Here is a 23,547-nt window from a genome sequence, read left to right on the forward strand (position 1 = left end):
ACACGGCAGTTAAGCTCTTTTGCGCCGATGGTAGTTGGGGGTCTCCCCCTGTGAGAGTAGGACGTCGCTGGGCCATTAAAAAAAAGCCGTTGCCGGTATATCCGGCAACGGCTTTTTTTGCGTTTTCAAGAAATAAGTATAGTAAAGATAACAAGTAAATATAAGCATAAATAATCATTTTCAATAAAAAATTTTTGAAGGATTGAATTTTCTTGTTTAAGGGAAAAGCTATAAAGAGGTGATGAATATGAAACCCGGATTATATAAAGTAGAAACCATAGATAAAAGGACTGCTTTATTAACACCAATTAATGAAGATCATGACCAGTACACTTTTCCGGTATCAGATTTTACGCATGACGTCGCTGAAGGTGATGTTGTAGAAGTGTGGCGTGAAGGAACAAAATGGATAACCAAGTACCGGGAAGAGGAAACTAAATCAATCTCGAGCCATACAAAAGACTTTCTAAAAAGAATAATGGAACAAGAGTAGTATGTATGAATGTCTCGGGATCTTTTTCTCGAGGCTTTTTCTATAGACCGCCTTCTTCAAATCGTACTATTTGATATCCTCAAAATGCATAGTGTATAATTAAGTCAAATATAGTCAAAGTCAGCTTTTGACGTATTATGTATCGAAGAGGTGAAGGCGATGCGGAATATTTCAGATGTGATTGAAGGTTATTTAAAAGAGGTTATCGAATTAAGCGAGAGAGACCATATTGAAATAAAACGAAACGAAGTGGCAGAAAAATTTCAATGTGTGCCTTCTCAAATAAATTATGTGATTAACACCAGGTTTACTGTAGACCGCGGCTATTTGGTAGAAAGTAAAAGAGGTGGGGGCGGCTATATTCGCATCAAGCGTATTAGGCTTCATAAAAAGTCAGATGTGATTGCAGAAATAATTAGTCGTTTAGAAAATGGTGCTACTCAAAGTATGGCTGAGGACATTATTTTTCGGCTCTTAGATGATGAAATCATTTCTAAACGAGAAGCAAAGTTAATTTTTAGCGCAATTGACCGCTCAACTTTACTTTTGCCGCTACCGGTACGCGATGAAGTAAGAGCAAGAATTCTTATTGCTATGCTCTTTACTTTAAAGTATCAGTCGAACACATAAGGGGTGATAAAATGATTTGCGATCAATGCGGAGAACGTCCTGCATCAGTAATAGTAAAACAAAAAGTGCAAGGGCAAATGACGGAACGTCATTTATGTCACGTCTGTGCCGCTGAAAACCACAATTTGAATTTCGTTTTCGAGCAAGATCCTTTAGCCATTCATCAATTGTTATCAAATTGGTTCCCTAAGCAACAAACATCAATGAGTCCAGTGAAAAAAGAAGTGGCCGTTTGCCCTTCTTGCGGATTTACATTCACAAAGTTTTTGGAGTTAGGTAAATTCGGATGTGCCACTTGCTATAACGCTTTTGACTCCCAGTTAGAAAATATTTTTAAGAGACTGCATAATGGGAATTTCGAACATGCAGGAAAAATACCTGTATCTTACGGAAGCACTTTAAAAATAAGAAAAGAAATAGAAGAACTACGTAAACAAATGCAAGTTTCTATAGAGAATGAGAATTTTGAAGAAGCTGCAAAATTTCGAGATGAAATAAAAGAATTAAATCTACAGCTTGAAGGAGGTGCTTCTGGTGGCAATTGAGCGTTTTCTTCAACCTAGAGCCAGCAGTTGGATGGCGAATGATGGCGAAAATGTCGATATTGCTATGAGTACGCGTATCCGGCTTGCTCGCAATTTGAGTGATTTTCAATTTCCGTATTCGTTTTCGGAAGATGAAGCACTCAAAGTAGACAAAGAGGTTTCTTCTGTATTGCTCGATAAGGGCCATGAGTTGAATCATTCGTTCACACATATTAATATACAGGAAACCCCTAAGTTGCAAAGAGAAGTATTAGTGGAGAAGCATTTAATTAGTCCTTACTTAGCGAAAGGCACTCATTCGGGTTCAGTATTGTTATCAGAAAATGAAGAACTCAGTGTCATGGTCAATGAAGAAGACCATTTGCGAATACAGAGCCTGCAGTCGGGTTTTCATTTGCAAGAAGCTTACCAAGTAGCTAACCAACTAGATTCATTGCTCGAAAAAAATCTTTCATATGCTTTTCATGAAAAATTTGGTTATTTAACTAGCTGCCCGACTAACACAGGAACGGGTATGAGGGCATCCGTCATGCTTCATTTGCCAGCACTTACGATGTCACATCAAATTGCTCGTATTATTCCAGCGATTTCACGTTTAGGAATGGTTGTAAGAGGTATTTACGGAGAAGGCAGTGAAGCACTTGGCAATGTGTATCAAATTTCTAACCAAATGACTCTAGGAAAGTCAGAATATGATATTTTACAAGATTTACAGAACATGACGGAACAGATCATTCAACAAGAACGTCTGGCAAGAGAAGCGATTTTAAATAATTCTTCTATCGCTTTAGAGGACCGTATCTACCGTTCTCTTGGTACGCTGACTCACTCTCGATTATTAACAACAGAAGAAGCGGCAACTTGTTTATCGGATGTTCGATTAGGTATTGATTTGAAAATGATCGAAGATATGGATATGTCGATTCTGAATGAATTAATGATTTTTATGCAGCCAGCCTTTCTTCAGCAATATGCTGGAAAACCGCTGCAGCCGAAAGAACGCGATTTTGCCCGCGCGAAATTATTCCGTGAGCGTCTGAATAAAGAAAATGTAACTAATGAAGGAGAGGAATTCGCATGATGTTTAATCGATTTACACAACGCGCACAAAAAGTGCTTCAATTAGCTCAAGAAGAGGCTATTCGTATGAAACATGAATCAATAGGAACAGAACATATTTTGCTTGGTTTGATTCGTGAAGGTGGCGGAATTGCTGCAAAAGCTTTAGAAGCTATCGAAGTTAATACTCAATTAATCGAAGAAGGCGTTAAAGAACTTGTTGGAGTCGGTGAAAAAGATGTCGGTCCAATCGTTCACTATACGCCAAGAGCGAAAAAAGTTATTGAATTATCTGTTGATGAGTCCCGTAAATTGGGGCATTCCTATATTGGAACAGAACATTTACTACTTGCGTTAATTCGTGAAGGTGAAGGCGTAGCAGCCCGTGTCTTAGGGAATGCAGGAGTGAGCCTGAACAAAGCACGCCAGCAAGTATTGCAGCTGTTAGGCAGCAATGAGCAAGCTTCTACTGGAAGCAGCCCGAACGCTTCTGCAAATACACCAACACTTGATGGTTTAGCCCGTGACTTAACTCAAGTAGCGCGCGAAGGCAGCTTGGATCCGGTTATCGGAAGAAGCCAGGAAATTACTCGCGTTATTGAAGTATTAAGCCGCCGGACGAAGAATAACCCTGTTTTGATTGGGGAGCCAGGAGTTGGTAAAACAGCTATCGCTGAAGGCTTGGCACAGCAAATTGTCAACAATGAAGTGCCAGAAACATTGCGTGACAAACGCGTTATGGTGCTGGATATGGGTACTGTTGTAGCAGGCACTAAATACCGTGGTGAGTTTGAAGACCGTTTGAAAAAAGTAATGGATGAAATTCGCCAAGCCGGTAATGTTATTCTCTTTATCGATGAACTTCATACGTTAATCGGAGCAGGTGGAGCAGAAGGGGCAATTGACGCTTCAAATATTTTAAAACCTTCTCTTTCACGTGGTGAACTGCAATGTATCGGTGCTACAACTTTAGATGAGTACCGCAAATATATTGAAAAAGACGCTGCACTTGAACGCCGTTTCCAACCAATTCAAGTAGACGAACCATCTGTTGATGAAACAATCCTTATTATCAGAGGGCTGCGCGATCGTTACGAGGCACATCACCGGGTAAAAATTACAGATGAAGCGATTGAAGCGGCAGCGAAAATGTCAGATCGTTATATTTCTGACCGATTCTTGCCGGACAAAGCGATTGACTTGATCGATGAGGCAGGTTCAAAAGTCAGACTTCGTTCATATACGACTCCACCAGATTTGAAAGAGCTTGAAACAAGATTAGAAGCAGCCCGCTCCGAGAAAAATGAAGCGGTGCAAAGCCAAGAGTTTGAAAAAGCGGCTGCTTTACGTGATGCAGAACAAAAATTAAAAGATCAATTAGATAAAACGAAAAAAGAATGGAAAGAAAAACAAGGCAAAGAAGAATCCGAAGTAACTGTTGAAGACATTGCGAAAGTTGTGTCTATGTGGACTGGAATTCCAGTTTCTAAACTGGCGCAAACTGAGTCTGAAAAACTGTTGAACTTGGAAGAAATTCTTCATAACCGTGTAATTGGCCAAGAAGAAGCGGTCACATCGATTTCAAAAGCGATTCGCCGTGCACGTGCCGGATTGAAAGATCCAAAACGTCCGATTGGTTCATTTATCTTCCTTGGGCCAACTGGTGTCGGTAAAACAGAACTTGCTCGCGCGCTTGCTGAATCTATGTTCGGTGATGAAGATGCAATGATCCGCATTGATATGTCAGAGTATATGGAAAGACATTCGACTTCACGCCTTGTAGGTTCACCTCCAGGTTATGTAGGTTATGAAGAAGGCGGCCAATTGACTGAAAAAGTCCGCAGAAAGCCTTACTCTGTTGTACTCCTTGATGAAATTGAAAAAGCGCATCCGGATGTCTTTAACATTCTTTTACAAGTGCTTGAAGACGGCCGGTTGACAGATTCCAAAGGACGCAGAGTCGATTTCCGCAATACGGTCATCATCATGACTTCAAACGTTGGTGCAGAAGAGCTGAAATACAACAAATATGTTGGTTTCAATTTAGATGACGCGAAGACAGACTATAAAGACATGAAGAGCAAAATGTTGGCTGAGTTGAAGAAAGCCTTCCGCCCTGAGTTCTTAAACCGTATTGATGACATGATTGTATTCCATTCACTCGAAAGAGAAAACTTAAGAGAGATCGTCAACTTGATGTCAAAACAATTGACAGATCGCTTGAAAGAGCAAAATATCGAGTTGGAATTGACAGAGGCTGCGCTTGAAAAAGTAGCGAAAGAAGGGTATGATCCGGAATACGGAGCACGTCCACTTCGCCGTTCTCTTCAAAAACATGTGGAAGACCGTTTATCTGAGGAACTATTAAAAGGCACAGCAATTGCCGGCCAACGGATTATTTTTGATGTAGAAGATGACGAATTTGTCATCCGTACAAATGAACCAATTACCACCGAAGTAAAATAATTATATGAAAATCCGCTCGCCGGACTCCGGCGGGCGTTTTTATTTGATAAAGGAGGTCCCCCATGGCTAAGAAAAAGACGAAGTTTATTTGTCAGTCGTGCGGTTATGAATCAGCAAAATGGATGGGGAAATGCCCAGGATGCGGCGAATGGAATCAGATGGTGGAAGAAGTGGAAGTGGCAGCTCCTAAAGGGACACGCGGTGCATTTCAGCATTCCGCTACTGTTTCCCAAAAAGCGACGCCGATTAATTCCATTAAAACACAGGAAGAGCCACGCGTAGAGACAGAAATGGGCGAGTTGAACCGGGTATTGGGTGGCGGTATTGTACCAGGTTCTCTGGTTTTGATCGGTGGAGACCCGGGAATCGGGAAATCTACATTGCTGCTTCAAGTGTCCGCAATGCTGGCCAATAGTGGCAGCCGCGTATTGTATATTTCAGGGGAAGAGTCTATTCGCCAAACCAAATTGCGGGCAGAGCGCTTAAATGCTTCTTCTTCAGAATTATTCATCTACGCAGAGACCAATCTGGAATTGATTCACCATACGATTGAAGATGTTGCACCTGATTTTGTTATTGTGGATTCTATTCAAACAGTCCACCATCCAGAAGTGACTTCAGCTCCAGGAAGTGTAACACAAGTCCGGGAAAGCACAGCGGAGTTGATGCGCATTGCGAAAACGAAGAATATCGCCATCTTCTTAGTAGGGCACGTGACCAAAGAAGGGCAAATTGCAGGGCCGCGTATTCTGGAGCATATGGTAGATACGGTGCTGTATTTTGAAGGGGAACGTCACCATACCTACCGCATTTTGCGGAGTGTCAAAAACCGCTTTGGTTCAACCAATGAAATTGCTATTTTTGAAATGCTGCAAGGTGGATTGAAGGAAGTGCTGAACCCATCTGAATTGTTTTTGCAGGAACGTTCGAGCGGAGCAGCCGGATCGACGGTAGTGGCTTCTATGGAAGGGACACGGCCGATTTTGGTTGAAATTCAAGCCCTCGTCACCCCTTCGAGCTTTAACTACCCAAAACGGATGGCGACGGGAATCGACCAAAACCGCGTGTCGTTGTTGATGGCGGTACTGGAGAAGCGAGTAGGCATGCTGCTGCAGGCTCAAGATGCCTATATTAAAGTGGCCGGTGGCGTGAAGCTTGATGAACCGGCAATCGATTTGGCGGTGCTCGCAAGCATTGTTTCAAGTTACCGGGATAAGGCACCGAATGTCTATGATTGCATCATCGGCGAAGTAGGGCTGACCGGTGAAGTGCGCCGGGTATCAAGAATTGAGCAGCGTGTCCAGGAAGCGGCAAAGCTAGGATTTAAACGCGCAATTGTACCGGCTTCCAATCTAGGCGGCTGGGATTATCCGGAAGGAATTCGGGTAATAGGTGTCGAAAGTGTAAATGATGCATTAAAAGAAATTTTTCCACAATGAGGAGGCACTTGGTGCTTCCTTTTTGTTTTCCTAATTATAACAGGGGTCATAAAAGCGTTTCTAATGCAAAATGTGTATAATTATAAAGAAGGAGGTGGAGTTTATGTTAAAGAAAATTATCCAGATTTTATTTTTACTGATTGGTGCTGCAGTTGGAATCATATTTTTACCTTACGTATTTGAACTTATCCCTATTTTCGACAGCCCATGGGTCAATAATGCAATCGTATCAGCTCTTATCGGCGCAATTATTTTCTTTTTATTGTCTTTAATATTTGCTGATTTAATAGTTAAATTTATGAAATGGATGGAGGAAAAGCTGCTCCATGCCCCGACACCGGATTTGCTGTTCGGTACGATCGGGCTGATTATTGGACTGGTGGTAGCGTTCCTTATTGGGTTTGCATTAAATACCATTGAAATTCCGATTGTCGCTACAGCTGCGCCTATTATTCTGTCGGTGGTGCTTGGTTATTTAGGTTTTGCCGTAGGTTTCCAAAAGCGGGAAGAAATTATCTCTATGCTTATTCCCCAAAGACTGGCTGTTTCTAATAAGAAGCCGGAGATTGAAGTGCCAGTTGAAAAAGCATCGTATAAATTACTGGATACAAGTGTCATTATCGATGGCCGGATTGCGGATATTTCCGCTACCGGATTCATGGAAGGTACATTTGTAGTGCCGCAATTTGTTCTGTCGGAATTGCAGCATATTGCTGATTCCTCTGATACATTAAAGCGGACGCGCGGCCGGCGAGGCCTGGATATCTTAAAACGTCTCCAAAGTGAGCGTGAAGGTGCTATTATGATTACGGAAGAAAATTTTGATGAAGTCAATGAAGTAGATTTAAAATTGATGCGTGCCGCTAAGAAAATGGGTGGCCAAGTGGTGACCAATGATTTTAACTTAAATAAAGTCTGTGAATTGCATAATGTTCCTGTTTTGAACATTAATGATCTAGCAAATGCAGTAAAACCGGTGGTTATTCCTGGTGAAGATATGCATGTTGTCGTTATCAAAGATGGTAAAGAACAAAATCAAGGCGTTGCGTATTTAGATGATGGTACAATGATTGTTATCGAAGATGGCAAAGGCTTTATTGGACAGGCAATTGATGTTACAGTAACGAGCGTACTGCAAACTTCTGCCGGACGGATGATTTTTGCCAAGCCTCGAGAAGGCCGTCAAGCCTCAATGAATGGATAAAGGATGTAACAATATGAAATATACAGTCGTCTTGCCTGCTGCAGGCAGCGGGAAACGGATGAAAGCAAATAAAAACAAATTATTGCTTGAGCTTTTTGACAAGCCAATTTTTCTTTATACTTTGGAAGTGTTTCAGCAAGATCCACAGTGTGAAGCTATTTGGCTTGCGGTAAAAGAAGAGGAACGTTCGATCATCGATCATTATGTCACTAAATACGGCATTACTAAAGTTCATGGTTACGCAGATGGCGGAATGGAGCGACAGGACAGTGTAAGAGCTTGTCTTGAAGCGATTCCGCCTTGTGGCGTTGTGCTGGTGCATGACGCGGCTCGGCCGTTCATTTCACGCGATGTTATTACACGATTAGTTGAAACCGCAAAAACATGCGGGGCAGCAATTGCCGCAGTACCGGTAAAAGACACAATCAAAAAAGCGACAAATGGAATTATTACCGAAACCGTGGACCGCAACCAATTGTGGATGGTTCAAACTCCACAAGCGTTTGACTATAATTTAATTTTAAAAGCTGCGAAATCGGCAGTTGAAGATGATTTCCTTGGAACGGATGAAGCTATGCTCGTAGAACGTTTGGGTCATCCTGTACAAATTGTAGAAAGCACTTATGAAAATGTGAAGATGACAACACCGGAAGATTTGATTTATGGCAAAGCCATTTTGGAAAGCCAGATACAGGAGGGGCAGAGATGATGAGAATTGGACAGGGGTACGATGTACATCAATTAGCGGAAGGAAGACCTTTCATTTTAGGGGGCATTGAAATTCCCCATGACCGGGGATTGCTTGGTCATTCGGATGCGGATGTCTTGCTTCACACGATTACGGATGCTGCATTAGGAGCGATTTGTGGTGGCGATATCGGCAAACATTTCCCGGATACCGATCCTGAGTTTAAAGATGCGGATTCGAAAAAATTGTTGACGCATATTTGGCAATACGTAAAGGAACAAGGCTATGAATTGGGCAATGTGGATTGCACAGTGATTGCCCAAAAACCGAAACTGGCTCCTTATATTGAAGAAATGCGTGAGTCGATTGCCAAATTATTAGAAGCTGATGTTTCCCAAGTCAATGTTAAAGCAACGACATCTGAACACCTTGGGTTTATCGGACGCGAAGAAGGAGTCGCAGCGCTTGCTGTGATTTTATTGGTGCAACGCCCGCTTTCGCTGGATGTACCAGAGTGATAGAATAAGAGATACTGTTATTCACTTAGGAGGAAAAAAGATGACACAAGAAGTACGAGTACGTTATGCACCTAGCCCAACTGGCCATTTACATATCGGTGGCGCCCGCACAGCGCTTTTCAATTATTTGTTTGCCCGCCATCATAACGGCAAATTCATCGTTCGCATCGAGGATACCGACATTGCACGGAACATCGAAGCAGGTGAGTTGTCACAGCTGGACAATCTAAAATGGCTGGGCATCGATTATGATGAATCCGTAGATATCGGCGGAGAGTATGGCCCTTATCGCCAAATGGAACGTTTGGATCTTTATAAAGGCTATGCCCAGGAAATGCTTGAAAACGGAACGGCTTACAAATGTTTCTGTACACCGGAAAAACTGGAAGCAGAACGTGAAGAACAAAAAGCGGCGGGTATTGCAGCGCCGCAATACGCTGGTACTTGCCGCAATCTGACGGCTGAAGAAGTTGCGGAAAAAGAAGCGGCTGGTTTGCCTCATACGCTTCGCATGAAAGTGCCGACTGACGTAACGTATGAGTTTGAAGATCTGGTACGCGGCACGGTTTCATTCGAATCAAAAGATGTCGGCGACTGGGTGTTGGTTAAAACAAACGGCATTCCGACGTATAACTTTGCGGTTGTAGTGGATGACCATTTGATGAAGATTTCCCATGTTTTCCGGGGCGAGGAGCACTTATCGAATACTCCGAAACAATTGATGGTGTTTGATGCTTTCGGTTGGGATTATCCTACTTTTGGCCACATGACGTTGATCATTAATGAAGAGCGCAAGAAACTGTCAAAACGCGATGAATCAATTTTGCAGTTCATCTCTCAATACAAGGACCTTGGGTATATTCCAGAAGCTTTGTTTAATTTCTTTGCACTCTTGGGATGGTCTCCAGAAGGCGAGGAAGAAATTTTCTCAAAAGAAGAGCTGATTCGTATTTTTGACGTGAACCGTCTGTCAAAATCGCCATCAATGTTTGATAAGCAGAAATTAATGTGGATGAATAACCAATACATCAAGCAATTGCCGCTTGAAGAAGTAGTGAAATTATCACTGCCTCATCTGCAAAAAGCAGGCAAAGTGCCTGAAACCTTAACAGAAGAACAATCCGTTTGGGCAGAAAAACTGATTGCGTTATACCACGACCAAATGAGCTTTGGTGCTGAAATTGTGGAACTGTCTGATTTATTCTTCACCGATGAACTGTCTTATGGCGAAGCGGAAAAAGAAGTGCTTGCTGGAGAGCAGGTACCGGAAGTGATGGCTTCATTCAAAGAGCAGCTTGAAGCACTGGAAGCTTTTGAGCCGGCAGAAATCAAAGCAGCTATCAAAGCGGTACAAAAAGCAACAGGACATAAAGGGAAGAATTTGTTCATGCCGATCCGCGTTGTAACGACCGGTCAGACACACGGTCCTGAATTGCCGGATTCGATCGCTTTGCTGGGTAAAGAAAAAACGATTGCCCGTGTTTCTCAATTCGTGAAAGCATAAGCCGAGCCTTCTTGCAGAGTAAAGTGAGATAAAATTGACTTATCAGTCCAAAAGTGTAAAATGGACTTACTATTAGGAAATCGTTGACGAGAAGAAGTACATGCAGCAAGCTCTAAAGAGAGGGTCATCACCGGCTGAAAGTGATCCGGGCCGCTGCTGCATCGAAATGCCTCTCCGAGTGCTGAGTCGAATCAAGTAGACCAGACGTATTACCTGCGTTAAAGGTGTTCAAGAGAGAAAGGTTTTTGTGCCTTTCTAATCAGAGTGGAACCGCGCAACGATGCGTCTCTGTCATTAAATTGACAGGGGCGCTTTTTATTTTGTCCAAGAAAGGAGACGGAAATTGTGTGGAAATTATTAAAAGATGATGTTGACGTCATCTTCGAACAAGATCCTGCGGCACGGAGCTATTTGGAAGTTATTTTAACGTATTCTGGCCTGCATGCCATTTGGGCTCATCGGCTGGCACATTTCTTTTTCAAGAAGAAATTATTCTTTATTGCCCGGGTCATTTCGCAAATTAGCCGCTTTTTCACCGGGATTGAAATTCATCCAGGCGCTGTCATTGGCCGCCGTTTCTTTATTGATCACGGCATGGGGGTTGTCATTGGCGAGACGTGTATCATCGGTGACAACGTAACACTTTATCAAGGAGTAACACTTGGTGGAACAGGTAAAGAGCGCGGGAAGCGCCATCCGACTTTGGAAGATAATGTACTGGTGGCAACGGGAGCGAAAGTTCTTGGATCAATCGTTATTGGAGCCAATTCGAAAGTGGGAGCCGGTTCAGTGGTATTGAAAAATGTGCCGGCAAACGCAACGGTCGTTGGTGTTCCAGGGAAAGTGGTCATTCAGGACGGGATTAAAGTGAAGCCTGATTTAAATCATCAGAATATGCCGGACCCGGTTATGGACAAATGCGAGTCGATGGAATTGAAAATTGCTGCATTGCAGCGGGAAATTGAACAATTGAAAAATGCTCAGAAGAAAGAAGGATGCCCGAAATGACGATTCAAGTTTTTAATTCGTTAACGCGTCAAAAAGAGGAGTTTATCCCGTTAGAAGAGGGAAAAGTAAAAATGTATGTATGTGGGCCTACGGTCTATAACTATATCCATATCGGCAATGCGCGGCCGGTAATCGTTTACGATACGGTTCGCCGCTATTTGATGTACCGCGGATATGATGTGACTTATGTTTCGAATTTCACGGATGTGGATGACAAATTGATCCGTGCGGCAAATGAACTGGGCGAAGAAGTTCCACAAATTGCCGAACGTTTTATCAAAGCCTATTTTGAAGATACGAAAGCGCTTGGCTGCGCAGAAGCGGATGTGCATCCGCGCGTTATGGATCACATACCGCAGATTATCGAGTTTATCGAAGTGCTGGTTGAAAAAGGATATGCTTATGAATCGCAAGGGGATATCTATTATCGGACCCGTAAATTCGAAGGTTATGGAAAATTGTCGCATCAATCAGTTGATGAACTAAAAGTTGGTGCGCGTATTGAAACCGGCGATAAGAAAGAAGATGCACTGGATTTCGCTTTGTGGAAATCAGCAAAACCAGGTGAGATTTCATGGGAAAGTCCATGGGGAGCGGGTCGTCCGGGCTGGCATATTGAATGTTCTGTCATGGCACGGGAGCATTTGGGCGATACGATTGACATCCATGCAGGCGGACAAGATTTAACATTCCCGCATCATGAAAATGAAATTGCCCAATCTGAAGCGCTGACTGGAAAGACGTTTGCCCGCTACTGGATGCATAACGGCTATATTAATATTGATAATGAGAAAATGTCCAAGTCGTTGAATAACTTCGTGTTGGTCAATGACATACTGAAAGAGCTGGATCCGCAAGTTCTTCGCATGTTTATGCTGTCAGTGCATTACCGCCACCCGATCAACTACTCCCAAAGCTTAGTGGAAGACGCAATTGCGGGTCTTGAACGGTTGCGCACAGCTTATGCAAATTTAAAGCATCGTCTTGAAACGTCTGCCGATATGGGAGATCATTCGGATATCTGGCTGTCAAAAATCAACGGCATCAAAGAAGCTTTTATTGAAACGATGGATGATGATTTTAATACAGCAGCCGGCATTTCTAAGGTATTTGATTTGTCGCGATTGTCTAATACGTATTTACTGGAAAAGCAGACAGCAACGGAAGTGCTGGAAGCATTCATTTCGATGTTCGATGAACTGGCTGGTGTATTAGGTTTGCCGTTCAAGCAGGAAGAGGAATTGCTGGATGCAGAAGTGGAAGCGCTGCTGGCCGAACGGATTGAAGCACGCAAGAACCGTGATTTCGCAAGAGCGGATGAAATCCGCGACTTATTTAAAGAAAAAAACATTATCTTAGAAGATACAGCGCAAGGCACGCGTTGGAAAAGGGGGTAACAGCGTGAACGTTTTACGAAACAGCGACGTTGATCAATTGAACGCGTTGGCCCTCGCATATATGGGTGATGCGGTTTATGAGCAGGCTGTGCGTGAGCATCTCCTGCGCTCAGGCCGCGTTAAACCGAATATTCTTCATCGCCAGTCGACGACATTCGTTTCCGCCAAAGCGCAGGCGATGGTACTGAAGCGGTTGACTGAAGAGGAATTTTTGACTGAAGCGGAACTGGCTGTCATGAGAAGAGGCCGTAACGCGAAGTCGGGATCGGTTCCAAAAAACACCGATGTTCAGACTTATAATTTCAGTACCGCATTTGAAGCGGTTCTTGGCTGGCTGTATTTGAAAGAGCAGCAGGAGCGGGTGGATGAAATTATTACTTATGCCATTAATATTGTAGAAGAGCTGAGAGGAGCGATCAAATGAGCGAGGATTTAACACCGGAAATTATCGGCGGCAAAAACCCTGTCCTGGAAGCATTGCGCGCCGACCGGGATGTCAATAAAATCTGGGTAGCTGAAGGTGTCCAGAAAAAAGGAATCACAGAATTATTGCAGTTGGCAAAAGAAAAAGGAGTTTTGGTTCAGTTTGTGCCGAAGAAGAAAATCGACGGTTTGACGGATTCAAATCATCAGGGCATTGCAGCCGCGGTAGCAGCTTACAATTATGCAGAACTGGATGATTTGTTTAACGCAGCAGCAGCGCGTTCGGAAGATCCGTTCTTTTTAATATTGGATGAACTGGAAGATCCCCATAATCTGGGCTCCATTATGAGAACAGCAGATGCCATCGGAGCCCACGGGTTGATTATTCCAAGAAGGCGTGCAGTTGGCCTTACAGCGGTTGTGGCGAAGTCTTCAACCGGAGCAATCGAGCATGTACCAGTAGTTCGAGTTAATAACTTGTCGCAAACTGTTGATGAGTTGAAAAAACGCGGTGTGTGGATTGCTGGAACAGATGCTAAGGAATCAACAGATTACCGCAATATGGATGCCAGCTTGCCGCTCGCTATCATTATTGGAAGTGAAGGGAAAGGCATGAGCCGGATTTTGCGCGACAAATGCGATTTTCTTTATCAGTTGCCAATGGTTGGTCATGTCACGTCATTGAATGCGTCTGTTGCGGCTAGTCTTTTGATGTATGAAGTCTACCGGAAGCGTAATCCACTCGGTTGATGCCATGGACATTCTACTGGTTGATGGATATAACATCATTGGAGACTGGTCGGAACTAAAAGAATTGAAAAAAGAAAAGCTCGCAGATGCCAGGGACCGGCTGATCGAGCAAATGGCAGAATACCAAAGTTATAAGGGATGGCGTGTCATTATTGTATTTGACGCCCATCTGGTTCCTGGAATTGAAGCGAAAAATTTACGCCATGACATTGAAGTGATTTATACCAAGGAAAGCGAAACGGCAGACGAACGGATTGAAAAACTGGCAACGAGCCTGAGTAACCGCCGGGATCAGATTCATGTAGCTACATCCGATATGACGGAACAAAGAGTGATTTTCGGCAAAGGAGCCCTCAGAATTTCTGCCAGAGAATTAAAAATTGAAATGGAAGAAATTCAACAGAATATTTCAAAAAAAGTGAAAGAAATCCAGGAGCAGCGTGCATTTTCCAAGATTTCACTTTCAGACGAAGTAGCCGAAATTTTCGAAAAATGGCGCCGCGGGCAGAAATGATAGGTTGACGCTCAATTTTTTCTTCCTGTATACTGTTGTTATCGAGGCTCGCGCAACCGGAGGGATAGCCGTGGTAAATCATGAGCAAGTTCAAGCCCAGCGATTCACAGAAATGACAGATGAAGAACTTGTTAGTTTAGTCCACAGCGGAAATACTGAAGCCTTGGATTTTTTAATTACGAAGTTTCGGCATTTTGTCCGTATGAAGGCCCGCTCCTATTTTTTAATTGGTGCTGACAAAGAAGATATTATTCAAGAAGGAATGATTGGCTTATATAAAGCCATCCGGGATTTTAGAAGCGAAAAATTATCTTCTTTCCGGGCTTTTGCAGAATTATGCATCATTCGTCAAATCATTACAGCTATTAAGACAGCGACGCGGCAAAAACATATTCCATTAAATTCTTATGTATCTCTCGACAAGCCAATTTACGATGAAGAATCTGATCGGACTTTAATGGATGTGCTAACAGGCAACGGGGCTGATGACCCGGAAGAAATGATGATCAACAATGAAGAATTTTTGTACATGGAAGCTAAAATGGGAGAAGTTTTGAGTGACCTTGAACGAGAGGTACTGGCTCTTTATTTAGATGGACAGTCTTATCAGGAAATTTCTGAAAAGTTGGAACGTCATGTGAAATCGATTGACAATGCTCTGCAGCGAGTTAAGCGAAAGTTGGAGCGGCACCTTCAATTTGATGAGACGCGCATGTCTTAAAGTGCAGTTGACAGCTGACTTTTAAGGTGATACCCTTGAAAAAGCTGGAAACTCGAATAGGTGAGGAAAATGGCTAAAAAAATCGTTTTAAGCTGCTCGAAATGTGCATCCCGCAATTACACGATTCCGGCAAAAAAGGAATCTAGCACACGTTTGGAACTTAAAAAATTCTGTGCTCATTGCAATGGGCATACCGTGCATAAACAAACGTTATGAATTTTAAGTGAAAGCCGAACGATATAGAGTAATTTTGAATTTCGGAGGTTTTTTAAACAATGGGCAACATTGGCAGTTTCTTTAAGAATGTCGTTTCGGAAATGAGAAAAGTAAGCTGGCCTAGACGGAAAGAATTGACTCGTTACACGATTGTTGTTCTTTCAACTGTAATCTTCATGGCTCTTTTCTTTGCATTGATTGATACAGTTATTTCGGAGTTATTCCGATGGTTCTTAGCGCTTTAATGCGGTCAATAAGAATAACACGTTAAAAAATAGCCCGTCAGTTTTTGAGAACGGGTTTTTTCATTTGGAAAAAAAGGAGGGATGGACGTACAGTCCGCACGATTATGGAGAAAAATTGGTATGTAGTCCATACGTATTCCGGTTACGAAAATAAAGTAAAAGCTAACTTGGAAAAGCGTGTAGAAACAATGGGCATGCAAGATAAAATCTTTCGGGTCATTATCCCAGAGGAACAGGAAACAGATTTTAAAGACGGCAAAAAACGCACCGTCATGCGCAAAACTTTCCCTGGTTACGTTTTAGTTGAATTGATCATGACAGATGAATCTTGGTATGTTGTCAGAAACACACCTGGTGTTACAGGTTTCATCGGATCATCAGGCGGAGGTGCAAAGCCGACTCCGTTATTAGATGAAGAAGTTGAGTTCATCCTAAAACAGATGGGTATGACTTCTCGCAAAGTAGAAATCGACTTCGCAATTAGTGATACGGTTGAAGTAATGGAAGGGCCTTTCGCGAACTTCCAAGGAAAAGTGGAAGAAATCGACGAGACAAAAGGCAAAGTTAAAGTATCTATCGACATCTTTGGCCGAGAAACAAAAATGGAGCTTGATTTCGATCAAGTGCAAAAAGTATAAAAGCCACTTGCTATTCTGGTGCGGAAGTGGTATTATTTCATAGGTCAGACTGTCATAGGACAATTTGTACAAGATAACTAATTCTATCAACATAGTTGACAGAGATATTGAGTGGGAGGGGAAACCCTATTACCACATCACGGACTTAAGGAGGTGTGTTTCGTGGCTAAAAAAGTGATTAAAGTTGTAAAATTGCAGATCCCTGCAGCAAAAGCTAATCCAGCGCCGCCGGTTGGTCCAGCATTGGGTCAAGCAGGTGTTAACATCATGGGCTTCTGTAAAGAGTTCAACGCACGTACTGCTGAACAAGCAGGACTGATCATTCCGGTTGAGATTTCGGTATTTGAAGACCGTTCATTTACTTTCATTACGAAAACTCCACCCGCTGCTGTTCTTTTGAAAAAAGCAGCTGGTATTGAATCAGGTTCAGGCGAACCGAACCGCAATAAAGTAGCGACTGTGAAACGCGACCAAGTTCGCGAAATCGCAGAAACTAAAATGCCAGATCTAAATGCTGCTTCAGTTGAAGCTGCAATGTTGATGGTTGAAGGTACTGCTCGCAGCATGGGCATTACAATCGAAGACTAATACAGTAGTTGTTTTTGGATGGGTTGCGTGAGTTCACATGAACCGCGCAGCCTTTAATCGTGGGAGGTTCATACCGTTAGACCACAACAAGGAGGACGTTTTAAAATGGCTAAAACAGGCAAAAAGCTGCAAGAAGCAGCAAAACTAATTGACCGTTCAAAATTATATGAAGCAAAAGAAGCGATCGAACTTGCGAAAAAAGCTAGCATTGTTAACTTTGACGCAACAGTAGAAGTAGCTTTCCGTCTTGGGATCGATACTCGTAAGAACGACCAGCAAATCCGTGGAGCAGTAGTACTTCCAAACGGAACTGGTAAAACTCAAAGCGTATTGGTTTTCGCAAAAGGCGATAAAATTAAAGAAGCTGAAGCAGCTGGCGCAGATTACGTTGGCGATGCTGAATATATCCAAAAAATCCAACAAGGATGGTTTGACTTCGACGTGATCGTAGCGACTCCTGACATGATGGGTGAAGTTGGTAAACTTGGACGCGTTTTAGGACCAAAAGGCTTAATGCCAAACCCTAAAACAGGCACAGTTACATTTGATGTAACGAAAGCTGTTCAAGAAATCAAAGCAGGTAAAGTGGAATACCGTGCAGACAAAACAGGTATCATCCATGCTCCAATCGGAAAAGTCTCTTTTGATGACAGCAAACTTGCTGAAAACTTAGCGGCTATCCACGATGTAGTTCTTAAAGCGAAGCCATCGGCTGCTAAAGGTACTTACATCAAGTCACTTAACGTAACTACTACAATGGGGCCTGCTGTAAAAGTAGACGCTAACACTGTAGGTAAATAAGAGTTTGACAAATCATTCTTGCTTTGCTATAATAGCGAAGTTGTGAAATGTATATTTGTACCGCAGACAGCAGGGGCGCTAGCCGCTTAATTTATCCCTGCCGAGGACATGATGAATTCAGTGAACATCATTATTGATGCTGACTTTATGCCTCTGTGTCTGTTAAAAGACCAGGGGCTTTTCTTATGGACGGACGGTATGAATGAAAATATCTATAGGAGGTGCCCACATGACTAAAGCAGTTGAAACGAAAAAAGTAGTTGTGCAAACGATCGCTGACAAATTTAACGCTGCAGCTTCTGTTGTAGTTGTTGATTACCGCGGCTTGAACGTTGCTCAATTAACAGAACTTCGTAAACAGCTTCGTGAAGCAGGGATTGAGTTCAAAGTTTATAAAAACTCAATGACTCGCCGTGCAACAGAAATGCACGGACTTGAAGCAATCAACGAACACTTTACAGGACCAAACGCGATTGCATTTTCTAACGAAGATGTAGTAGCGCCAGCGCGAATCATCAACGATTTCGCTAAAAAGAACGAAGCCCTTGAAATTAAAGCGGGTGTTATCGAAGGAACTGTAGCATCTGCTGAAGATGTAAAAGCATTGGCAGAACTTCCATCACGCGAAGGCCTACTATCTATGCTACTCAGCGTACTACAAGCTCCAGTCCGCAACTTCGCTGCTATTACAAAAGCAGTTGCAGACAGCAAAGAAGAACAAGGCGCTTAATAAGTTAGCCGGATAAAGCACGACCAAAAAAATACCTTTCCATAGGAGGAAACTATAATGACACAAGAACAAATCTTAGACGCGATTAAAGAAATGACAGTTCTTCAACTTAACGACCTAGTAAAAGCAATTGAAGACGAGTTCGGCGTAACTGCTGCTGCTCCAGTTGCTGCAGCTGCTGCTGGCGGTGCTGCTGAAGAAGAACAAACTGAATTTGATGTAATCCTAGCTTCTGCTGGAGATCAAAAAATCAAAGTTATCAAAGCAGTTCGCGAAGTTACTGGCCTAGGCTTGAAAGAAGCTAAAGCACTAGTTGACGAAGCTCCTAAAGCTCTTAAAGAAGGCGTTTCTAAAGAAGAAGCAGAAGAAGTTAAAGCTAAAATTGAAGAAGTTGGCGCTACAGTAGAAGTTAAGTAATTTTACTAATTTGCGAACAGAAAGAAAGCTCGTCCGTATTCACCGGCGAGCTTTTTTCTTCTTTCTAAATTTGGAGATGCCAGACAGATCCAAGAAGGGTAGATAAAGGTAAGGAGGGCTCCAAATGTCACAACATTATTATTCTAAAAATCCCCAAACAGCAAGTAAACCTCGAGAATGGCCGTACACATTGCGTGGTGAGAAATTCCACTTTCAGACAGATGCTGGTGTGTTTAGTAAAGGTGAAGTCGATTTCGGATCGCGTTTATTGATTGAGGCATTTGAAGACTCACAGCTCGCTGGACCTATTCTGGATGTAGGGTGTGGATATGGACCGATCGGAATGGCAATCGCGAAATCACTTCCCCAAAAAGAAGTTCATATGGTAGATGTAAATACTCGGGCAATTGAATTGGCCAAAAAGAATACTGAAAAGAATGGTGTTCCAAATGTCCTCATTTATGAGAGTGACGGACTGTCTTCGGTTAAAACAGAAGGTTTTTCGGCAATACTGACTAATCCGCCAATCCGTGCTGGGAAAGAAACGATATTCCGTTTTTATGAAGAGGCTTATGAAAAATTAGAGGATGATGGTTCGTTGTGGGTTGTCATTCAAAAAAAGCAAGGAGCTCCTTCGACTGAGCAAAAATTAAAAGAGCTTTTCGGTAATTGTCGCACAGTTGACAAAAAGAAAGGTTACTTTATTTTTGAGGCGAGAAAAGTTTGACTTGACAAAACGTCTATGTTATTATAATGAAATGCAAAATTTATTATTTTGAGGTCGTTTGCCCTTTTTCAGGCATAGCATGGCGACAGAAACAATCACGGGTAAACCGAAAATGGGTTGAATTTAGGCTCGTTTTCTTTTTGTCTTTTCGATATCATACACTATTTAGTGGAAATCGCAAAGACCTATAATCGTTTTATTGAGGGGTGAATAAGTTGGTAGGTCAACTAGTTCAGTACGGGCAACATCGTCAACGTAGAAGTTTTTCGAGAATTAAAGAAGTGCTCGATCTTCCTAACCTGATTGAAATTCAATCAGCGTCTTATGAGTGGTTCCTCGAAGAAGGATTGCGCGAAATGTTCCGAGATATCTCGCCGATTGAAGATTTCACTGGAAATCTCTCGCTTGAGTTTGTTGATTACAGTCTCGCAGAACCAAAGTATCCAGTCTCTGAATCGAAAGAACGGGATGTCACTTACGCAGCTCCGCTTCGCGTAAAAGTGCGTCTTCACAACAAGGAAACAGACGAAGTGAAGGAACAAGATGTCTTTATGGGGGATTTCCCATTAATGACTGAAACCGGAACTTTTGTGATCAATGGCGCTGAACGCGTTATCGTTTCTCAATTAGTGCGTTCACCAAGTGTTTACTTCCACGACAAAACCGACAAAAATGGTAAAAAAGGCTTTGGAGCTACGGTTATTCCGAACCGTGGTGCTTGGCTTGAATATGAAACAGATGCGAAAGACGTCGTGTATGTCAGAATCGACCGCACGCGTAAATTGCCGGTAACTGTTCTTTTAAGAGCGCTTGGCTTCGGATCCGACCAAGAAATCATTGATTTGCTTGGAGATAACGAATACCTGCAAAACACGCTTGAAAAGGATAACACAGAAAGCACAGAAAAAGCATTGCTCGAAATTTATGAGCGTTTGCGTCCAGGTGAACCGCCGACAGTCGAAAGTGCTAAGAGCTTATTGTACTCACGATTCTTCGACCCAAAACGCTATGATTTAGCAAATGTTGGTCGCTATAAAATGAACAAAAAACTCCACATTAAAAACCGTCTCTTCAATCAAACGATTGCAGAAACTTTAGTTGATCCAGAAACTGGTGAAATTTTGGTTGAAGCAGGGACAGTAATTGACCGCCGTGTATTGGATCGTTTAATCCCATACTTGGAAAGTGGAGTGAATTTCCACACCGTTTCTCAAACAGGTGGCGTACTTGAAGGCGATGTTACATTGCAGTCAGTTAAAATTTATGCCCCGAATGATGAAAACCAAAAGGAAATCAATGTTATTAGCAATGCTTACGTGGAAGATAAAATCAAACACGTAACACCTGCGGATATCATTTCGTCTATCAGTTACTTCTTTAACCTTCTTTACGGAGTAGGAAACACAGATGACATCGATCATTTGGGTAACCGTCGTCTTCGTTCAGTAGGAGAATTGCTGCAAAACCAATTCCGTATCGGTTTGTCCCGTATGGAACGCGTTGTTCGTGAACGTATGTCAATCAATGATACGCAAGCTATCGTGCCGCAGCAATTGATCAATATCCGTCCAGTTATTGCATCGATTAAAGAGTTCTTTGGTAGTTCTCAGCTTTCCCAGTTTATGGACCAAACAAACCCATTGGGTGAATTGACACATAAACGCCGTCTATCAGCTTTAGGGCCTGGTGGTTTGACGCGTGAACGCGCCGGCTTTGAAGTGCGTGACGTTCACTACTCGCATTATGGCCGGATGTGTCCGATTGAAACACCTGAGGGTCCAAACATTGGATTGATCAATACACTTTCCACTTTTGCGAAAGTAAATAAATTCGGATTTATTGAAACGCCTTATCGCCGTGTTGATCCGGAAACAGGAGTTGTGACACCTCAAATCGACTATTTGACAGCCGATGAAGAAGATAATTATGTAGTGGCTCAGGCCAACTCTCGGTTATCTGATGACGGTTCTTTCGTAGAAGAAGAAGTAGTGGCACGTTTCCGCGGGGAAAACACATTGATTAAACGTGACCGCATTGACTACATGGATGTTTCTCCGAAACAAGTAGTTTCAGTAGCGACAGCTTGTATTCCGTTCCTTGAAAACGATGACTCCAACCGAGCGTTGATGGGAGCGAACATGCAACGTCAAGCAGTTCCGTTGTTAAATCCTGAAGCACCTTTCGTCGGGACAGGAATGGAGCATTTGGCAGCACGAGATTCAGGAGCAGCAGTCATCGCTAAACATGATGGTATTGTTGAGTCTGTAGAAGCAAGAGAAATTAAAGTTCGCCGCATTGAAGAAGTAGATGGCCGAGAAGTAAAAGGCGATGTTACCTCTTATAAATTGCAAAAATTCGTTCGCTCAAACCAAGGGACAAGTTATAACCAACGCCCGATTGTTAAAGTGGGAGACCGTATCTCAACTCGTGATATCTTAGCAGATGGTCCTTCAATGGAACGCGGGGAAATGGCGCTAGGACGTAACGTTTTAGTGGCATTCATGACATGGGATGGCTTCAACTATGAAGATGCGATCATCATGAGTGAGCGTTTGGTGAAAGACGATGTTTATACATCAGTCCATATTGAAGAATATGAATCTGACTCACGTGATACAAAACTAGGGCCAGAAGAAATTACACGCGACATTCCGAATGTCGGTGAAGATGCACTTCGCAACCTCGACGACCGTGGCATCATTCGTGTCGGCGCAGAAGTGAAAGACGGAGATATTTTGGTAGGTAAAGTTACTCCTAAAGGGGTTACTGAGCTGACAGCTGAAGAACGTCTCTTGCACGCGATCTTTGGTGAAAAAGCACGTGAAGTGCGCGATACCTCTCTACGAGTGCCACACGGCGCTGGCGGAATCGTCCTTGACGTGAAAATTTTCAACCGTGAAGATGGCGATGAACTGCCACCAGGTGTAAACCAATTGGTGCGCGCGTACATCGTTCAAAAACGTAAAATCCAAGTCGGAGATAAAATGGCTGGACGTCACGGGAACAAAGGTGTAATTTCTCGTATCCTTCCAGAAGAAGATATGCCGTTTATGCCGGATGGAACTCCGGTTGACATCATGCTTAATCCGCTTGGCGTACCATCACGTATGAACATCGGACAAGTACTTGAGCTTCACTTAGGTATGGCGTCTCGTTCACTTGGAATTCATATGGCATCTTCCGTATTTGACGGCGCCAATGAAGAAGACGTGTGGGAAACGATGGAAGAAGCCGGGATGCCTCGTGACGGGAAAACCATCCTTTATGATGGCCGTTCAGGAGAAGCCTTTGATAACCGCGTATCAGTAGGAATCATGTACATGATCAAACTTGCGCACATGGTTGATGATAAATTACATGCCCGTTCTACAGGCCCTTATTCACTGGTTACGCAGCAACCACTTGGTGGTAAAGCGCAATTCGGTGGACAGCGTTTCGGTGAGATGGAAGTTTGGGCGCTTGAAGCATATGGCGCAGCCCATACCCTTCAAGAAATTTTAACGGTAAAATCGGATGATGTAGTTGGACGTGTTAAAACTTATGAAGCAATTGTTAAAGGCGAGAGTGTTCCAGAACCAAGCGTTCCGGAATCATTCAAAGTTTTAATCAAAGAACTTCAAAGTTTAGGTATGGATGTTAAAATGTTGACAATTGACGATGAAGAAATTGAATTGCGTGATTTGGATGAAGAGGAAGACCTTCAGCCTGCTGATTCACTAAATATCTTGCCAATTGCAGATACAGAAGCACCTGTTGGAACAGTTGATTGATAAAATTTGGAAGCGGACGGTCCAAGCCTGCCGTCCGATTTCCAATCACTTGGTCT

The 23,547-nt window shown here is 42.9% G+C and carries 25 protein-coding genes, 1 rRNA gene and 2 other annotated features; all 26 genes read left to right on the forward strand.

Annotation, left to right across the window (positions count from 1 at the left end):
• Positions 1-73, forward strand: a 5S ribosomal RNA gene (gene rrf, locus AC3AQ9_RS19065); the annotation flags it as partial.
• 174 nt (positions 74-247) lie between these two features.
• The gene (locus AC3AQ9_RS19070; protein WP_488309075.1) at positions 248-493 is read left to right on the forward strand and encodes a hypothetical protein; all 246 of its coding nucleotides are present in this window, start codon (positions 248-250) and stop codon (positions 491-493) included.
• A gap of 159 nt (positions 494-652) precedes the next feature.
• Entirely contained in the window at positions 653-1,123 is a 471-nt protein-coding gene (locus AC3AQ9_RS19075) for a CtsR family transcriptional regulator (RefSeq protein ID WP_488309076.1), read from the forward strand.
• An 11-nt stretch (positions 1,124-1,134) separates the two neighbouring features.
• The gene (locus AC3AQ9_RS19080; protein ID WP_488309077.1) at positions 1,135-1,668 is read left to right on the forward strand and encodes a UvrB/UvrC motif-containing protein; all 534 of its coding nucleotides are present in this window, start codon (positions 1,135-1,137) and stop codon (positions 1,666-1,668) included.
• Positions 1,658-2,749 (forward strand): protein-arginine kinase McsB, encoded by a 1,092-nt coding sequence (gene mcsB / locus AC3AQ9_RS19085; protein ID WP_488309078.1) that lies wholly within the window; start codon positions 1,658-1,660, stop codon positions 2,747-2,749. The genes AC3AQ9_RS19080 and mcsB overlap by 11 nt, the downstream gene beginning before the upstream one ends.
• On the forward strand, positions 2,746-5,193 hold the full coding sequence (locus tag AC3AQ9_RS19090) for an ATP-dependent Clp protease ATP-binding subunit (protein WP_488309079.1): 2,448 nt from the start codon (positions 2,746-2,748) through the stop codon (positions 5,191-5,193). Before mcsB ends, AC3AQ9_RS19090 begins: the two co-directional genes overlap by 4 nt.
• Positions 5,194-5,255: 62 nt before the next feature.
• Entirely contained in the window at positions 5,256-6,632 is a 1,377-nt protein-coding gene (gene radA, locus AC3AQ9_RS19095; protein ID WP_488309080.1) for a DNA repair protein RadA, read from the forward strand.
• Between the two features lie 103 nt (positions 6,633-6,735).
• Positions 6,736-7,836, forward strand: coding sequence for a PIN/TRAM domain-containing protein (locus AC3AQ9_RS19100; protein WP_488309081.1), 1,101 nt, complete (start codon positions 6,736-6,738; stop codon positions 7,834-7,836).
• 13 nt (positions 7,837-7,849) lie between these two features.
• Positions 7,850-8,545, forward strand: a complete 696-nt coding sequence (gene ispD, locus AC3AQ9_RS19105) for a 2-C-methyl-D-erythritol 4-phosphate cytidylyltransferase (RefSeq protein WP_488309082.1) — start codon at positions 7,850-7,852, stop codon at positions 8,543-8,545.
• The gene (gene ispF, locus AC3AQ9_RS19110; protein ID WP_488309083.1) at positions 8,542-9,042 is read left to right on the forward strand and encodes a 2-C-methyl-D-erythritol 2,4-cyclodiphosphate synthase; all 501 of its coding nucleotides are present in this window, start codon (positions 8,542-8,544) and stop codon (positions 9,040-9,042) included. The genes ispD and ispF overlap by 4 nt, the downstream gene beginning before the upstream one ends.
• Positions 9,043-9,082: 40 nt before the next feature.
• Positions 9,083-10,546, forward strand: coding sequence for a glutamate--tRNA ligase (gltX, locus tag AC3AQ9_RS19115; protein ID WP_488309084.1), 1,464 nt, complete (start codon positions 9,083-9,085; stop codon positions 10,544-10,546).
• A 74-nt stretch (positions 10,547-10,620) separates the two neighbouring features.
• Positions 10,621-10,839 (forward strand) — a binding site (T-box leader).
• A 52-nt stretch (positions 10,840-10,891) separates the two neighbouring features.
• Positions 10,892-11,554, forward strand: coding sequence for a serine O-acetyltransferase (gene cysE, locus AC3AQ9_RS19120; protein WP_488309085.1), 663 nt, complete (start codon positions 10,892-10,894; stop codon positions 11,552-11,554).
• Positions 11,551-12,951, forward strand: a complete 1,401-nt coding sequence (gene cysS / locus AC3AQ9_RS19125; protein ID WP_488309086.1) for a cysteine--tRNA ligase — start codon at positions 11,551-11,553, stop codon at positions 12,949-12,951. Before cysE ends, cysS begins: the two co-directional genes overlap by 4 nt.
• Positions 12,952-12,955: 4 nt before the next feature.
• Positions 12,956-13,375 (forward strand): Mini-ribonuclease 3, encoded by a 420-nt coding sequence (locus tag AC3AQ9_RS19130; RefSeq protein ID WP_488309087.1) that lies wholly within the window; start codon positions 12,956-12,958, stop codon positions 13,373-13,375.
• Positions 13,372-14,124, forward strand: a complete 753-nt coding sequence (rlmB, locus tag AC3AQ9_RS19135; protein ID WP_488309088.1) for a 23S rRNA (guanosine(2251)-2'-O)-methyltransferase RlmB — start codon at positions 13,372-13,374, stop codon at positions 14,122-14,124. The genes AC3AQ9_RS19130 and rlmB overlap by 4 nt, the downstream gene beginning before the upstream one ends.
• A 4-nt stretch (positions 14,125-14,128) precedes the next feature.
• Entirely contained in the window at positions 14,129-14,638 is a 510-nt protein-coding gene (locus AC3AQ9_RS19140; RefSeq protein ID WP_488309089.1) for an NYN domain-containing protein, read from the forward strand.
• 4 nt (positions 14,639-14,642) lie between these two features.
• Positions 14,643-15,359 carry an RNA polymerase sporulation sigma factor SigH gene (gene sigH, locus AC3AQ9_RS19145; protein WP_488309090.1) on the forward strand — a complete coding sequence of 239 codons (717 nt, stop codon included), beginning with the start codon at positions 14,643-14,645 and terminating at the stop codon, positions 15,357-15,359.
• 69 nt (positions 15,360-15,428) lie between these two features.
• Positions 15,429-15,575, forward strand: coding sequence for a 50S ribosomal protein L33 (gene rpmG, locus AC3AQ9_RS19150; protein ID WP_488309091.1), 147 nt, complete (start codon positions 15,429-15,431; stop codon positions 15,573-15,575).
• 59 nt (positions 15,576-15,634) lie between these two features.
• Complete coding sequence (secE, locus tag AC3AQ9_RS19155) at positions 15,635-15,820, forward strand: preprotein translocase subunit SecE (RefSeq protein WP_488309092.1); 186 nt, start codon at positions 15,635-15,637, stop codon at positions 15,818-15,820.
• Between the two features lie 104 nt (positions 15,821-15,924).
• Complete coding sequence (nusG, locus tag AC3AQ9_RS19160; protein WP_488309093.1) at positions 15,925-16,458, forward strand: transcription termination/antitermination protein NusG; 534 nt, start codon at positions 15,925-15,927, stop codon at positions 16,456-16,458.
• 162 nt (positions 16,459-16,620) lie between these two features.
• Positions 16,621-17,046, forward strand: coding sequence for a 50S ribosomal protein L11 (rplK, locus tag AC3AQ9_RS19165; RefSeq protein WP_052654209.1), 426 nt, complete (start codon positions 16,621-16,623; stop codon positions 17,044-17,046).
• A gap of 105 nt (positions 17,047-17,151) precedes the next feature.
• Positions 17,152-17,847: a 50S ribosomal protein L1 gene (gene rplA, locus AC3AQ9_RS19170; RefSeq protein WP_488309094.1), complete on the forward strand. Its 696-nt coding sequence runs from the start codon at positions 17,152-17,154 to the stop codon at positions 17,845-17,847.
• 42 nt (positions 17,848-17,889) lie between these two features.
• Positions 17,890-18,040, forward strand: a sequence feature (ribosomal protein L10 leader region).
• A 36-nt stretch (positions 18,041-18,076) separates the two neighbouring features.
• Positions 18,077-18,577, forward strand: a complete 501-nt coding sequence (gene rplJ, locus AC3AQ9_RS19175) for a 50S ribosomal protein L10 (RefSeq protein ID WP_488309095.1) — start codon at positions 18,077-18,079, stop codon at positions 18,575-18,577.
• A 57-nt stretch (positions 18,578-18,634) separates the two neighbouring features.
• A complete protein-coding gene (gene rplL, locus AC3AQ9_RS19180) occupies positions 18,635-18,994 on the forward strand; it encodes a 50S ribosomal protein L7/L12 (protein ID WP_488309096.1) in 360 nt (119 codons plus the stop codon).
• 124 nt (positions 18,995-19,118) lie between these two features.
• Entirely contained in the window at positions 19,119-19,721 is a 603-nt protein-coding gene (locus AC3AQ9_RS19185) for a class I SAM-dependent methyltransferase (RefSeq protein ID WP_488309097.1), read from the forward strand.
• A gap of 215 nt (positions 19,722-19,936) precedes the next feature.
• Positions 19,937-23,491, forward strand: coding sequence for a DNA-directed RNA polymerase subunit beta (rpoB, locus tag AC3AQ9_RS19190; RefSeq protein ID WP_488309098.1), 3,555 nt, complete (start codon positions 19,937-19,939; stop codon positions 23,489-23,491).
• The last annotated feature ends 56 nt before the right edge of the window (positions 23,492-23,547 follow it).

The organism is Planococcus sp. VCh962 (assembly GCF_057748275.1).

Excerpts from the sequence above, each read along its gene's own strand:
- AC3AQ9_RS19070 (WP_488309075.1), top strand. The coding sequence starts at position 248 with ATGAAACCCGGATTATATAAAGTAGAAACCATAGATAAAAGGACTGCT.
- AC3AQ9_RS19075 (WP_488309076.1), top strand. The coding sequence starts at position 653 with ATGCGGAATATTTCAGATGTGATTGAAGGTTATTTAAAAGAGGTTATC.
- AC3AQ9_RS19080 (WP_488309077.1), top strand. The coding sequence starts at position 1,135 with ATGATTTGCGATCAATGCGGAGAACGTCCTGCATCAGTAATAGTAAAA.
- AC3AQ9_RS19090 (WP_488309079.1), top strand. The coding sequence starts at position 2,746 with ATGATGTTTAATCGATTTACACAACGCGCACAAAAAGTGCTTCAATTA.
- radA (WP_488309080.1), top strand. The coding sequence starts at position 5,256 with ATGGCTAAGAAAAAGACGAAGTTTATTTGTCAGTCGTGCGGTTATGAA.
- AC3AQ9_RS19100 (WP_488309081.1), top strand. The coding sequence starts at position 6,736 with ATGTTAAAGAAAATTATCCAGATTTTATTTTTACTGATTGGTGCTGCA.
- ispD (WP_488309082.1), top strand. The coding sequence starts at position 7,850 with ATGAAATATACAGTCGTCTTGCCTGCTGCAGGCAGCGGGAAACGGATG.
- ispF (WP_488309083.1), top strand. The coding sequence starts at position 8,542 with ATGATGAGAATTGGACAGGGGTACGATGTACATCAATTAGCGGAAGGA.
- gltX (WP_488309084.1), top strand. The coding sequence starts at position 9,083 with ATGACACAAGAAGTACGAGTACGTTATGCACCTAGCCCAACTGGCCAT.
- cysS (WP_488309086.1), top strand. The coding sequence starts at position 11,551 with ATGACGATTCAAGTTTTTAATTCGTTAACGCGTCAAAAAGAGGAGTTT.
- rlmB (WP_488309088.1), top strand. The coding sequence starts at position 13,372 with ATGAGCGAGGATTTAACACCGGAAATTATCGGCGGCAAAAACCCTGTC.
- AC3AQ9_RS19140 (WP_488309089.1), top strand. The coding sequence starts at position 14,129 with ATGGACATTCTACTGGTTGATGGATATAACATCATTGGAGACTGGTCG.
- rpmG (WP_488309091.1), top strand. The coding sequence starts at position 15,429 with ATGGCTAAAAAAATCGTTTTAAGCTGCTCGAAATGTGCATCCCGCAAT.
- secE (WP_488309092.1), top strand. The coding sequence starts at position 15,635 with ATGGGCAACATTGGCAGTTTCTTTAAGAATGTCGTTTCGGAAATGAGA.
- nusG (WP_488309093.1), top strand. The coding sequence starts at position 15,925 with ATGGAGAAAAATTGGTATGTAGTCCATACGTATTCCGGTTACGAAAAT.
- rplA (WP_488309094.1), top strand. The coding sequence starts at position 17,152 with ATGGCTAAAACAGGCAAAAAGCTGCAAGAAGCAGCAAAACTAATTGAC.
- rplJ (WP_488309095.1), top strand. The coding sequence starts at position 18,077 with ATGACTAAAGCAGTTGAAACGAAAAAAGTAGTTGTGCAAACGATCGCT.
- rplL (WP_488309096.1), top strand. The coding sequence starts at position 18,635 with ATGACACAAGAACAAATCTTAGACGCGATTAAAGAAATGACAGTTCTT.
- AC3AQ9_RS19185 (WP_488309097.1), top strand. The coding sequence starts at position 19,119 with ATGTCACAACATTATTATTCTAAAAATCCCCAAACAGCAAGTAAACCT.